This window comes from Streptomyces sp. NBC_00285 (assembly GCF_036174265.1).
Classification (GTDB): domain Bacteria; phylum Actinomycetota; class Actinomycetes; order Streptomycetales; family Streptomycetaceae; genus Streptomyces.
Genome location: NZ_CP108055.1, coordinates 2,130,927 through 2,143,936, shown reverse-complemented (window position 1 = coordinate 2,143,936; position 13,010 = coordinate 2,130,927). Strand labels below are relative to the sequence as shown.

The following is a 13,010-nucleotide window of genomic DNA, read 5'->3' as shown; positions in this document are numbered from 1 at the left end:
CTGGACGTAGAAGCACTAACCGATGGGCGAGGGGTACGCATGACCGACACCGGCCAGGTCCCGGCCGAGGGGCTGCCGGAGAACGCAGGCATGGTGGAGCAGCCGGGCGTTCCTGGTGCGTACACCTACCTCTCCGAGACCACCGCAGAGGACGAAGACCTGTTGCTGCTGCCGGGCGCCCAGAGCCCCTGGGGCAACGAGGTCGCCCCGCCCGCGCCGGAGCCGGTCGTCGAGACCGTCCATGAACCGGGACCGCACGAGATGTCCGGCCGTGACAGCGGAGCGCACGATCTGAGCGCCGTCCGCAGGCCCCAGCTGCAGGCACCCTCCGTTCCGATCCCGCCCATCACACCTCGCCGGCCCCTGCATCTCGGCCCGCCGATCCCCGACGCCTCCGCGAGCCCGGTCCGCTCTCTCGCCGACCGCGGCCCCGCGGGCGTACCGGTACGGCAGCCGGCCGCGGCCCCGGCCGGCACCGAGTACTTCGAGACCCCGCAGCCGCAGGGCGCGGTGCCGTGGGGCGCCCCGCTGCAGGCCGCCGTCCGGACGCCGATGAGCACGGTGGCCACGGCTGCCGAAACGGTTGTTCCGGAGCCGGAGCCCGAGCCGGTGAGTGCGGCGCAGGCGACGATGGCGCGGCTCGCCTCCGAGGCGGGGACCGCCGGATATGCGGTGCAGGCGGAGGCCCCGGCGGCCCGCGTCCCGTACGCCGGGCTCGAGACGGAACCGGCGCAGGTTCCCCTCGCCGACGCGGACCGACTTCCGACTGACGGATTCCTCCCGGACGCGGTTCACGTGGCGGACGCGGACGCGGCTCCGGCCGCCGATGCCGGCCCGGCCGGTGACGGTTCCGTGCCCGACGCGGATGTCCCAGCGGGGCAAGGGCCGGTCGACGCGGCTCAGGCTCCTGAGGCCGCCCCGTTCGATGACGCCGGACAGAACGTGGCAGATGTTCCCGGGGTCGAGCAGGCGCCGGAGTCCGACCTCGCCGTCGGTGCCGAGCCGGAGCCGGACGCCGGGCACGCCCAGGATCAGGTCGAGGCCGGCGTGGAAGCCGTGCCGGTGGCCGAGGACGTACAGGCCGGTGAGACGCCCGAACCCGAGGCCGCGCCGACCGCCGAACTGGTCGACGTGGACAGTCCCGTTCCCGGCATCGAGCCCGGAGTCGCGGCCGACGAGGCGGCGGACGCCGGGCAGGTCTTCGACGCCACGGACGACGCTGACGGCGTGCATGGACAGATGTCCGGAGCCGTGGTTTTCCCCGAGGCCGCAGCCGCGCCGCAAGCAGTGGCTGCTCAGGACGTGACCGCCGCCCCCGAGGAGGGGGTCATCCAGGACGAGGCCGTTCCCCTGGCGGGGCTCGCCCCTCAGCACCCGGCTGCTCAGCACCCGACTGCTCTCCCGGACCCGGCTGCCGCCCCGGCCCTGGAGCCCGTGGCAGCTCCGCGCACCGAGCCGACGCCCGACCACATCGCCGCTGAGGCCCCCGCGCCGGACGCCCCCGAGGACGTGACACTCGAAGCCCCGGTGGAGACCGAGCACGCCCCGCACCCGACGGACGTAGGCGCCCCCGCCGAGGTTCCCCTGCCGCACGCGGAGCCGGAACCGCTGCTTGCCGAGCAGGCAGCTCCCGCGCCGGAGCCCTTCCAGGAGCCCGCTCAGGACGCACCGGCGCCGGTCGCGCCGGTCGCGGAGTACGTGGCCGACATCGACGTACAGCCGATCGACGTACACCCGATGGAGCCGGCGGCTGCCTTCCCGGCGGAGGAATCCCGGCTGTCGGACCACGAAGTCCATCCCTCGGACACGGCGACACCGGAGGGATTCGCCGCCCCGGACCAGGCACCACAGGGCCCGCAGCCCGCTCCCCAGCAGCCGTTCACGGCCGAACTCGCCGACGCCCAGCCCTGGTTCGTGGCCACCGAAGCCGACGAGGCCCCAGCCGTCCTGCCCACCGGAGTTCCCCCGGAGCCCCGGCCAGCCGGGCCTGTGGGCGAGTTCGTGGAGGTGGACGGCTCGGTGCCGACGACCCCACACCTCGCGCCGACCCCGCCCCACCCGCTGTCGTTCCCCGCGGACGAGGCGCAACCCGTGGTCCCCGCCCCGCGCGAGGCCGACGGTGACCCCGAACTCGTACAGCAGGCCGACGACCTCGACACCCGGGCGGCCGATCAGGAAGACCAGGAAGTGCCGGAAGAAGTGAGCACGGCCCCCGTGGAAGAAGTACGACAGTCCACGGGCCCCGCCGCGCCCGCCTACGACGACGTCGAACGCGAGGCCGTCCTCAAGGTCATGCGGGAGCGCCGCGACATCCGCAACGGCTTCCGCAGCGACCCGATCCCGCACGAGGTGCTGCTCCGCGTCCTGGAGGCCGCCCACACCGCGCCCTCCGTGGGCCACTCGCAGCCCTGGGACTTCGTCGTCATCCGCTCCGCCGAGACGCGCGGCGCGATGCACGAACTGGCCCAGCGCCAGCGCGACGCGTACGCCAAGTCGCTGCCGAAGGGCCGGGCGAAGCAGTTCAAGGAATTGAAGATCGAGGCCATCCTCGACACCCCGGTGAACATCGTCGTCACCGCCGACCCGACCCGCGGCGGCCGCCACACCCTCGGCCGGCACACCCAGCCGCAGATGGCCCCGTACTCCGCCGCGCTCGCCGTCGAGAACCTGTGGCTCGCAGCCCGCGCCGAAGGCCTCGGTGTCGGCTGGGTCAGCTTCTTCGACGAGCGCGAAATGGTGCGCGTGCTCGGGCTGCCCGACCACCTGGAGGTCATCGCCTACCTGTGCGTCGGGTACGTCGACGAGTTCCCGGACGAGCCCGAGCTGATGCAGGCCGGCTGGTCCAAGCGCCGCCCGCTGTCGTGGGTCGTGCACGAGGAGACGTACGGCCGACGCGCCCTGCCCGGCGAGGAGCCGCACGACCTGCTCAGCGAGACCGTCGCCCAGATCCGACCGCTGGACGCCAAGGCGCTCGGCGAGGCCTGGGAGCGGCAGAAGCGGATGACCAAGCCGGCCGGTGCACTCGGCATGCTGGAGATCATCTCCGCCCAGCTGTCCGGGCTTTCACGGCAGTGCCCGCCGCCCATCCCGGAGCCCGCGGCCGTCGCGATCTTCGCCGGTGACCATGGAGTCCACGCCCAGGGAGTCACCCCCTGGCCGCAGGAGGTGACGGCCCAGATGGTCGCCAACTTCCTCGGCGGCGGCGCGGTCTGCAACGCCTTCGCTGCTCAGGTCGGCGCCGAGGTGTGCGTGGTGGACGTCGGCGTCGCGGCCGAACTCCCGGCCACGCCCGGCCTGTTGCCCCGCAAGATCCGTGCCGGTACGTCCGACATGACCACCGGCACCGCGATGACCCGCGAGGAGGCCAAGCAGGCCATCGAGGTGGGCATCGAGACCGCCCGCGACCTGGTCGCCGCCGGCAACAAGGCCCTGCTCACCGGCGAGATGGGCATCGCGAACACCACCGCGTCCGCCGCCCTGATCTCCGTCTTCACCGACACCGACCCCGCCGAGGTCACCGGCCGCGGCACCGGCATCAACGACGAGACCCTGGCCCGCAAGACCGAGGTGGTCCGCCGGGCGATCGAGCTCCACCAGCCGGACCCCGCCGACCCGATCGGCGTCCTGGCAGCGATCGGCGGCTTCGAACACGCGGCGATGGTGGGCCTGTTGCTGGGCGGGGCCTCCCTGCGCACCCCGGTCATCCTGGACGGCGTCAGCGCTGGCGCCGCGGCTCTCGTCGCCCGTGCGATCGCCCCGGAGGTCCTCGCGGCCTGCATCGCGGGCCACCGCAGCGCCGAACCGGGCCACGTGGCCGCCCTGAACAAGCTCGGCCTGCGCCCCCTGGTCGACCTCGACCTCCGCCTGGGCGAGGGCACCGGCGCACTGCTGGCCCTGCCCCTGGTGCAGAGCACGGCGAGGGCGATGCACGAGGTGGCGACCTTCGACTCCGCAGGGGTGACCGAGAAGTAGGTTCGGGGAGGGGGACTCGGGGATGCCGTCCCCGAGTCCCCCTCGCACGTGGGTGCCTGTGCACCCGTCCCGCATGGGAGGGGCGCCCACGGACCCGCGCCCGCACCCGCCGATGACGCCCAGTAGCCGGACACCTGATCCGCCCGCCCCGTCGGCCCCGTAAAATCCGCACGTCAGGGCCACTGCACGAGTACCCGGAGGAGCCGCCCCTCATGGCCGAGAACCCCGCCTACCCCGTAGGCCTCCGCCTCACCGGCCGCAAGGTCGTCGTTCTCGGCGGCGGTCAGGTGGCCCAGCGCCGCCTCCCGGCCCTGATCGCGGCGGGCGCGGACGTCCTGCTCGTATCCCCCGAGGCGACCCCCTCCGTCGAGGCCATGGCGGACGCCGGCGAGATCACCTGGGACAAGCGCCCCTACGCCGAGGGTGACCTCGAAGACGCCTGGTACGCGCTCATCGCCACCAGTGACACGCAGGCGAACACACAGGCGTCCGCCGAAGCCGAGCGGCACCGCGTGTGGTGCGTCCGCTCCGACGACGCCGACGCGGCCACCGCCTGGACCCCGGCGACGGGCCACAGCGAGGGCGTCACGGTCGCCGTCCTCACGACGAGGGCCAAGGGCCGCGACCCCCGCCATACCGCGGCCATCCGGGACGCCGTGGTCGAGGGCCTGCGCGACGGCACCCTGGTCGCCCCCCACCACCGGACCCGCGCCCCCGGCGTCGCCCTCGTCGGCGGCGGCCCCGGCGACCCGGACCTGATCACGGTCCGGGGCCGTCGCCTCCTGGCCGAGGCCGACGTCGTCATCGCCGACCGTCTCGGCCCCCGCGACCTCCTCGCCGAACTCCCGCCGCACGTCGAGGTGATCGACGCGGCGAAGATCCCGTACGGCCGTTTCATGGCCCAGGAGGCCATCAACAACGCCCTGATCGAGCACGCCAAGCAGGGCAAGTCGGTGGTCCGGCTGAAGGGCGGGGACCCCTATGTCTTCGGCCGTGGCATGGAGGAACTGCACGCTCTCGCCGAGGCCGGCATCCCCTGCACCGTCGTCCCCGGCATCTCCAGCTCGATCTCGGTACCGGGCGCGGCCGGTATCCCGGTCACCCACCGCGGGGTCGCACACGAGTTCACCGTGGTCAGCGGCCATGTCGCCCCTGACGACGAGCGCTCGCTGGTCGACTGGCCGGCGCTCGCCAGGCTCACCGGCACGCTGGTGATCCTCATGGGCGTCGACAAGATCGGCCGGATCGCCGAGACCCTGGTGGCCCACGGCAAGTCGCCCGACACGCCGGTCGCCCTGGTTCAGGAGGGCACGACGGCCGCCCAGCGCCGGGTCGACGCCACGCTGGCGACGGTCGGCGAGGTGGTCGTCGCCCAGGACGTGAAGCCTCCTGCCGTCATCGTCGTCGGCCAGGTCGTCGCCGTGGGAGCGCCGCAGTCGGAGCCATTGGGGTAACCCGGGGTAACCCAGTTCGTTCCCAGCCGTTGGCACCGCTCCCAGGACAAGGCAGTATCACCCTGTGGCCGATCTCATCACCGTCGAGGACCCCGACGACCCGCGCCTTCACGACTACACGGGCCTGACCGACGTCGAACTGCGCCGCAAACGCGAACCCGCCGAGGGCCTGTTCATCGCCGAGGGCGAGAAGGTCATCCGGCGGGCGAAGGACGCAGGGTACGAGATGCGCTCCATGCTGCTGTCCGCCAAATGGGTCGACGTCATGCGCGATGTCATCGACGAACTCCCGGCCCCGGTGTACGCCGTCACCCCGGAACTCGCCGAACAGGTCACCGGTTACCACGTGCACCGCGGCGCGCTCGCCTCCATGCAGCGCAAACCGCTGCCCACGGCAGCCGAGTTGCTCCAGAGTGCCCGTCGGGTGGTGGTCATGGAGTCCGTCAACGACCACACCAACATCGGCGCGATCTTCCGCTCGGCGGCGGCCCTGGGCATGGACGCCGTCCTGCTCTCCCCGGACTGCGCCGACCCGCTGTACCGCCGTAGCGTCAAGGTCTCGATGGGCGCGGTCTTCTCCGTCCCGTACGCCCGCCTCGACACCTGGCCCAAGGGCCTGGAGTCGGTGCGCGAGGCCGGCTTCACCCTCCTCGCCCTCACCCCGGACGCCAAGGCCAGAACCCTCGACGAGGCCGCCCCGCACAAGATGGACCGGGTCGCCCTGATGCTCGGCGCCGAGGGCGACGGCCTGACCACCCAGGCCCTGGTCGCCGCCGACGAATGGGTCCGCATCCCGATGGCCCACGGCGTCGACTCCCTCAACGTGGGCGCTGCGGCCGCGGTCGCCTTCTACGCGGTAGCCACCGGACGCCCACAGGGCTGAGCTCGCCGCCGTCCACATCCAGGAGCCGGATCGACGTCCGACTCCCGGGCCGGGACGGTGGCATCGACCACGGCGGTACCGCGCGCGGCGCTCAGTCGGTGCTGTCGCCGCTCGCCCGCAGCGCCGGTGCCTGGTCCGGCGACGCCTGTCCCCGATGCTGTTCCCGTACGACACCGCTGTCGCCGCCGAGTCCCCGCGAGGGCCCCTGACAGCCCTGGGCAGCGGCGATGCCGAGTGCCACGAACAGGGTCACGACGACGAACACGAACAGCCGCTGGCGCAGCAGGCGCGGGTTCGCCGGGCGCAGCCCCGTCTTGGTGTTCCTGGGGGCGGGGCGTCCGGTGCCGCTGCGCGGCGCGGGACGGCTTCCGCTGCCGGAGCGGGTTGCGTCGCGGGAGGAGGAAGGGGCGGACCGGGGGCCGGGGCGGGAGGAGGGCACGCCGTTGCCGCGCGGGGTGCTGCCATCGCGTGAGGGGGCCCCGCCGCGCGCGGGACCCTGGCCCCGGGACGGTCCGTTACCGCGTGCCGAGGGAGTTCCCGGCGAGCCGGCCGGACCCGACTGCCCCTGCGTGCGCCGCTGGGGGGCCCGGTCGGGGTAGGTGTCGGCGATCCGTCCGGTGGGCCGGTCCGCCTCACTGCCGCGCGGCCCGGGCGGACGCAGATCTGAGAGGCCCTGGGTCTCGCGGGCGGCGATCTCCTTGAGCCGCAACGACAGTTGGAGCGTGCTCGGCCGCTCCTCCGGGTCCTTCGCGAGACAGGCACGGATCAGAGGGGCCACGGCGTCGGGCACGCCGTGCAGCTGCGCCTCCTCGTGCACCACGCGGTACAGCATCACCTCGGAACTGCCGTGCCCGAAGGGCGAGTCGCCCATCGACGCGTACGCCAGGGTCGCACCGAGGGAGAACACGTCCGTGGCCGGTGTCACCGCGGCGCCGCGCACCTGCTCGGGCGCGAGGAAGCCGGGGGAGCCGACGGCGGTGCCGACATGGGTGAGGGTCGAGGCCCCGGTCGCCCAGGCGATACCGAAGTCGATGATTCGCGGGCCCTTGGGGGAGAGCAGGATGTTCGACGGCTTGAGATCGCGGTGCACCACCCCGGCCTCGTGCACCGCGACGAGCCCCTCCGAGAGGGCGGCACCGATGCCGGCGACCTCGGCCGCGCCCAACGAGCCCTCGTCGGCGACCTTGTCGTGGAGGGAGGGGCCGGGCACGTACTGGGTGGCGAACCACGGACGGTCCGCCTCCAGGTCGGCCGCGACGAGCCGGGCGGTGCAACCACCGCGGATCCGCCGGGCCGCGGAGACCTCGCGTGCGAACCGGGAGCGGAACTCCTGGTCCTCCGCGAGATCGGGCCGGATGACCTTGAGGGCGACCCGCTGCCCCTTGCGGTCGGAGCCCAGGTAGACGACGCCCATCCCACCCGCGCCGAGCCGTCTGTGAAGCCTGAACGAGCCGACGACGCGCGGGTCCTCGCGCCTCAGGCGCATCATCGCCATGTTCATCCCCGCTGCCCGGTCCGTCTGACGAGCGACAGCTTACGTTTCCGCGGCCCGCCGCGCGCAGAGGCCGCGCCCTCTCGTCCCGATGGATTGTCAGTGCCGGGTGGGAGACTTGAAAGGTGGTCAGGGGGTCGGCGGACAGGGCGGTTTCGAGTCGACTGTGATCCCAACCACCCATCACAGAAGGGGGATTGAACCCGTGAAGGGTGATCGCGTGGAGATAGTCGTGGACGCGGGGGACACGACGCGTACCTACGAGGTGGTGGCGAGCAGGGCGGGCCGCCGGGTGGAGACAGCGGTACGCCGAGGTGTCGTGGAAGTGAGCGAAGTCACGCGGAACGGATCGGTGGTGCGGACGGCCCGCTTCATGGCGACCCGGGTGCTGGCCCTGGTCGAGCAGCCGGTGCCGCGGGAGGACAGCTCGGAGAAAGCAGGGCAGACCGGGCGACCCCTCCGGGAAGACCCGGAGACCTAGGTCCTCGTCTCCACCCACGGGAGTACTTCGCCGGTCATGGCTCATCCTCGGGGAGGCCCGGGAATCGGTACGAGGGCATGACGTGCGCAGAGCCCGTGAAGCCTAGATTTGAGGTCAAGCGGCGGGTGCAGCACTCGTCCCCCGAGGTCAGACACCCGCCGCTGCCAAAGACAACCGACACGGTCAGGAGAGGGACCATGGCCTACACGGCACCGCGGACCCTGGTTCGTACGCGAAAGCGCCGTCAAGGTCGTCGCCACCCACTGGTGGCGACGCTCATGGCCCTTCCCCTGGCGGTCCTGCTCCTCGTCGTCTTCGACGGCTGGGAGACAGTGGCCACACAGGCGTCGTCCGTGGGAGTGATGCTGGGGCGCTGAGCGGCGACCCCAGGCCCGGAAGAGCGGTCCGGGCGGGGACATCCACCTATGAAACCCCGTGGGGACGGGGGTGCGGCGGACGGCAAAATGCCGGCGCAGCTGGGGAGCTGCGCCGGCATTGCTTTGCCCTCAGACCTGAGGACAGGACGCTCAGGTGACCGGGTCCCGGTCGGGTTGGCGCCCCGGTGCCCTTCCCGTCGTGCGTGACCAACGGCCCGTCCCGGCCGGCACCACCTGCAACTCCCCGAGCGAGGCCACTTCGGCGACCGGCCCCGCAACTCCTCAGGGGCGCGGGGAACTGCGCGACCAGCCACAGCGGACCCGCACCCGTCCGACAACCCACCCCGGCACCCCGGTCGCCCACACCTGCGTAGTCTCGCGAGGAGACACCGCACGCCCAGGGAGCCCCGTGACCACCCACCCCCTGCTCACCGAGCTGACCCTCAGAGCAAGAACCGAGGCTCACTCACGTACCTCGACGGCGTGCCCCTGCGGAGCGACAATCCTCGCCGACCGCCCCGACGCCACAGTCGTCCGGCACGCGGACACCGTCGCCAAGGCCCACGCCCCCGGCACCACCCCCACCGACCTGACCCCCCGCCTCACGACGGCCGCCGACCTCCCCGGCGTCCTGCTCCCCCCACTCACCGGCACGCCCGTCGACCTGCACGGCAGACTCGTCACCTTCTGGCCGTACGGCACCCCCGTGGACCCGGACGACCCCGACGCCGCCCCGTGGGAACCCGCCGCCACGCTCCTCGCCCACCTCCACCGCACCCCCGCCCCACCGGGTCTGCCGCCCATGCGCGGCCCCGTCAAGGCGGCCCTCGCCGTGGCCCGCCTCCTCGCCGCCGTCCGGCACCACCACACCCCGGCCGTCGTGCCCGTCCTCCGCGCCTGGGCCACCCTCCCGGCATGGGCGCGCGCCGAGACCCCCATGTCCGACACGTCGACCCTGTGCCACGGCGATCTCCACCTCGGCCAGCTCGTCCGCCACCCGGCGCCCGACGGCCCCTGGCGCCTCATCGACGTGGACGACCTCGGCGTGGGCGAACCCGCCTGGGACCTGGCCCGGCCCGCAGCCTGGTACGCCTGCGGTCTGCTGTCACCGGACGACTGGACCCGGTTCCTCGGCGCCTACCGTGCGGCCGGCGGTCCGGCGGTCCCCATCGACGGGGACCCCTGGCCGTTCCTGGACGTCCCCGCCCGCGCCCTCACCGTGCAGACCGCGGCCAGAGCGATCGCCAAGGCGATCGAGGCGGACCGTCCGCTGGACGACGTGGAGCAGGCGGTCGTGGACGCCTGTGACCGAATGGGTTCCACCCCGCCGCAGTTGGCGGGCGGTTTCGCGAAGTAGGGTGCAACCGACGGGAGCCGGACGGAGTCTGTCCTGGCGTAACCCGAAGCAGGACCAACGGGCGAGGAGTTGAGCCGACGATGCAGTGTCCGAAGTGTCACGCACCGATGCACACGTACAACCGCAATGGTGTCCAGATCGAGCAGTGCAGCGGCTGCCGCGGGATCTTTCTCGACTACGGCGAGCTGGAGTCGCTGACCCGGCTGGAGGGCCAGTACGGCGGCGGCCCGGCCGTGCCACCGCCGCCGGCCGCTCCGCAGTACCCTGCCGCGCCCGGCGCACCGGTCTGGGGCGCGCCGCAGCACGGGGGCGGCCACTACGGCGGCCACGGTGGTCATCACGGCGGGCACCACCGCAACCGCGGCTTCGGCCACATGCTGTTCTCCAGCTGACCGGACAACGAGGAAGCCCCCGGCCGCAGGGCCGGGGGCTTCGATGTGTGCGCGATACTGGGATTGAACCAGTGACCTCTTCCGTGTCAGGGAAGCGCTCTCCCGCTGAGCTAATCGCGCGGGAATCCACGATCAAGATCGTGCGTACTGCGTGCGCGATACTGGGATTGAACCAGTGACCTCTTCCGTGTCAGGGAAGCGCTCTCCCGCTGAGCTAATCGCGCGGGTCAGACCTTCGATGATCTGTCGAAGATCCAGTGGACGATACTGGGATTGAACCAGTGACCTCTTCCGTGTCAGGGAAGCGCTCTCCCGCTGAGCTAATCGTCCTTGGAGGTGGAGACGGGATTTGAACCCGTGTAGACGGCTTTGCAGGCCGTTGCCTCGCCTCTCGGCCACTCCACCAGGAGTGAGGGGGCTCGGGAAGATCCCCCTGCTTCCTACGAGCGGACGACCAGGTTCGAACTGGCGACCTCAACCTTGGCAAGGTTGCGCTCTACCAACTGAGCTACGTCCGCGTGTCGTTTCGATCCGCTCTCACGGCTCGGCGACGTGTTGAACTCTAGCGGATTCCGGGGCCAGCACAAAAACGCGTTTGCGCAGCGTGCTGCGGTGCGTATGTCGACGTACGTGGTCAGCGCGCCCCGAAGGACATGGCCAGGTCACCCGCAGGACACCCGCCATAGACTCGGCGGCGTGCCCGACCTCGCTCCTCTTGCCCGTTTCGGCGACCGCGTCGCCACCGGTCTCCTCGATGTCACCAGCGATCCCACGGCCCTGGACGCCACCGGCTTCTGGGCCGTCGCCGCGGACTTCGAGGGTGGTCTGACCTGTGCCCGCTTCGCCGACGTGCGCCGGGAGCCGGTGCCCGCGCCGCGGCCCGGAGCGTGGCGGGGTCCCGCGGCCGGTGACTGGACGTCATCGCTGGATCGCGGTGCGTACATGGAGGGTGTACGGCGGATTCGCGCGCACATCGCCACCGGCGAGGTCTATCAGGCCAACCTCTGCCGCGTGCTGACCGCGCCCCTGCCGCCCGGAGCCGACGTGGACGCGCTGACCGCGCTGCTGGCCCGCGGCAACCCGGCGCCGTATGCAGGAACGATTCGGCTGCCCGGACACGGGGTGGAGATCGCCACCGCGTCGCCCGAACTGTTCCTGCGCCGGGAGGGGCGGGGCGTGGAGTCGGGGCCCATCAAGGGGACCGGGCGGACCGAGGACGACCTGCTGGCCAAGGACTACGCCGAGAACGTGATGATCGTGGACCTGGTCCGCAACGACCTGGGGCGGGTGTGTGCCACCGGCAGCGTCACCGTCCCCGACCTGTGCGCCGTCGAGAAGCACCCGGGCCTCGTCCACCTCGTGTCGACGGTCCGGGGCGAGCTGCGCGAGGACGCCGGCTGGGCCGATCTGCTGGACGCCGCCTTCCCGCCCGGGTCGGTCACCGGCGCGCCCAAGTCCAGCGCCCTGCGGATCATCGACGCGCTGGAGACCGTGCCCCGCGGGCCGTACTGCGGTGGCATCGGCTGGGTCGATGCCGACCGGGGCACCGGGGAGCTGGCCGTCGGCATCCGCACTTTCTGGGCCGACCGTGCCGAAGGTGTGCTGCGTTTCGGCACCGGCGCGGGGATCACCTGGGGTTCCGACCCCGAGGGGGAGTGGCGGGAGACCGAGCTGAAGGCGGCCCGGCTGCTCGCGGTAGCGTCGGGCATGTACGAGGTGAGCGGAGAGGGACTGCAACCGTGAAGATCTGGCTCGACGGCGGGCTCCAGGACAGCGAGACCGCCCGCGTCTCCGTTTTCGACCACGGGCTGACCGTGGGCGACGGCATCTTCGAGACCGTGAAGGCAGTGGAGGGCCGTCCCTTCGCGCTCACCCGGCATCTCGACCGGCTGACCCTGTCGGCGCGGGGTCTGGGGCTGCCGGACCCCGATCACGACGAGGTCCGCCGCGCCTGCACGGCCGTACTCGAAGCGAATCCGACGCCGCTCGGGCGGCTGCGCATCACCTACACCGGCGGTCACGGCCCGCTGGGTTCGGACCGGGGCGAGCAGGGGCCGACCCTGGTGGTCGCCCTCGGCGGATCCGACCCCCGCCCCGACTCCACGGCCGTGATCACGGTCCCGTGGACGCGGAACGAGCGCGGGGCCCTCACCGGCCTCAAGACCACCTCGTACGCCGAGAACGTCGTCGCTCTCGCACGCGCGCGTGCGCAGGGTGCCTCCGAGGCCCTGTTCGCCAACACCGTCGGGCAGCTGTGCGAGGGGACCGGGTCGAACGTCTTCGTCGTCCTCGACGGCGAGATCCACACCCCGCCGCTCGCCTCCGGCTGCCTTGCAGGCATCACGCGCGCGTTGACCGTCGAATGGACCGGGGCCAGGGAGACCGACCTGCCGCTCGACGTCCTGGACCGGGCCGACGAGATCTTCCTCACCTCGACCCTGCGGGACGTCCAGGCGGCGCACCGGGTCGACGCACGCGAACTGCCGGGCGCGCCCGGCCCGGTGACCGCCAAGGCCATGCGGATCTTCGAGGAGCGGTCCGGGGACGACCTCGATCCGTAAAGGTCGTGGACATGTCGGGGATATTGGGCTGCCTCGATGCC

Annotated in this window: 10 protein-coding genes and 5 tRNA genes; 9 read left to right on the top strand and 6 right to left on the bottom strand. The window is 72.3% G+C overall.

What is annotated here, in order from left to right; all coding sequences use genetic code 11:
* Positions 1–39 precede the first annotated feature (39 nt).
* From cobT to OHT57_RS09770, 3 genes are all read left to right on the top strand, one after another.
* On the top strand, positions 40–3,972 hold the full coding sequence (gene cobT, locus OHT57_RS09780) for a nicotinate-nucleotide--dimethylbenzimidazole phosphoribosyltransferase (protein WP_328745691.1): 3,933 nt from the start codon (positions 40–42) through the stop codon (positions 3,970–3,972).
* A gap of 212 nt (positions 3,973–4,184) precedes the next feature.
* A complete protein-coding gene (gene cobA, locus OHT57_RS09775; protein WP_328745689.1) occupies positions 4,185–5,426 on the top strand; it encodes a uroporphyrinogen-III C-methyltransferase in 1,242 nt (413 codons plus the stop codon).
* Positions 5,427–5,490: 64 nt separating this feature from the next.
* Positions 5,491–6,309, top strand: coding sequence for a TrmH family RNA methyltransferase (locus OHT57_RS09770; protein WP_328745688.1), 819 nt, complete (start codon positions 5,491–5,493; stop codon positions 6,307–6,309).
* 91 nt (positions 6,310–6,400) lie between these two features.
* Here OHT57_RS09770 and OHT57_RS09765 read toward each other — a convergent pair whose 3' ends face one another.
* Positions 6,401–7,810 (bottom strand): serine/threonine-protein kinase, encoded by a 1,410-nt coding sequence (locus OHT57_RS09765; protein ID WP_328745687.1) that lies wholly within the window; start codon positions 7,808–7,810, stop codon positions 6,401–6,403.
* 196 nt (positions 7,811–8,006) lie between these two features.
* On the opposite strand from OHT57_RS09765, the gene OHT57_RS09760 reads away from it, so the two are divergent.
* The 4 genes from OHT57_RS09760 to OHT57_RS09745 all read left to right on the top strand — a co-directional run bounded on the left by OHT57_RS09760 (position 8,007) and on the right by OHT57_RS09745 (position 10,408).
* Positions 8,007–8,282, top strand: coding sequence for a hypothetical protein (locus OHT57_RS09760; protein WP_007380750.1), 276 nt, complete (start codon positions 8,007–8,009; stop codon positions 8,280–8,282).
* Positions 8,283–8,479: 197 nt separating this feature from the next.
* Positions 8,480–8,659 carry a hypothetical protein gene (locus OHT57_RS09755; RefSeq protein ID WP_328745686.1) on the top strand — a complete coding sequence of 60 codons (180 nt, stop codon included), beginning with the start codon at positions 8,480–8,482 and terminating at the stop codon, positions 8,657–8,659.
* Positions 8,660–9,068: 409 nt separating this feature from the next.
* Positions 9,069–10,016 carry a phosphotransferase family protein gene (locus OHT57_RS09750; protein WP_328745685.1) on the top strand — a complete coding sequence of 316 codons (948 nt, stop codon included), beginning with the start codon at positions 9,069–9,071 and terminating at the stop codon, positions 10,014–10,016.
* A gap of 80 nt (positions 10,017–10,096) precedes the next feature.
* Positions 10,097–10,408: a TFIIB-type zinc ribbon-containing protein gene (locus OHT57_RS09745; RefSeq protein WP_328745684.1), complete on the top strand. Its 312-nt coding sequence runs from the start codon at positions 10,097–10,099 to the stop codon at positions 10,406–10,408.
* A gap of 48 nt (positions 10,409–10,456) precedes the next feature.
* Here OHT57_RS09745 and OHT57_RS09740 read toward each other — a convergent pair.
* From OHT57_RS09740 to OHT57_RS09720, 5 genes are all read right to left on the bottom strand, one after another.
* Positions 10,457–10,528: transfer RNA gene (locus OHT57_RS09740), tRNA-Val, on the bottom strand.
* A gap of 32 nt (positions 10,529–10,560) precedes the next feature.
* Positions 10,561–10,632, bottom strand: a tRNA-Val gene (locus tag OHT57_RS09735).
* 34 nt (positions 10,633–10,666) lie between these two features.
* Positions 10,667–10,738 (bottom strand) — tRNA-Val (locus tag OHT57_RS09730).
* Position 10,739: 1 nt separating this feature from the next.
* Positions 10,740–10,813: transfer RNA gene (locus OHT57_RS09725), tRNA-Cys, on the bottom strand.
* Positions 10,814–10,853: 40 nt separating this feature from the next.
* Positions 10,854–10,926 (bottom strand) — tRNA-Gly (locus OHT57_RS09720).
* Between the two features lie 178 nt (positions 10,927–11,104).
* Between OHT57_RS09720 and OHT57_RS09715 the strand changes: the two genes are divergently transcribed.
* Both OHT57_RS09715 and OHT57_RS09710 read left to right on the top strand, forming a co-directional pair.
* On the top strand, positions 11,105–12,151 hold the full coding sequence (locus OHT57_RS09715; RefSeq protein WP_328745683.1) for a chorismate-binding protein: 1,047 nt from the start codon (positions 11,105–11,107) through the stop codon (positions 12,149–12,151).
* Complete coding sequence (locus OHT57_RS09710) at positions 12,148–12,969, top strand: aminotransferase class IV (protein WP_328745682.1); 822 nt, start codon at positions 12,148–12,150, stop codon at positions 12,967–12,969. The genes OHT57_RS09715 and OHT57_RS09710 overlap by 4 nt, the downstream gene beginning before the upstream one ends.
* Positions 12,970–13,010: the final 41 nt, after the last annotated feature.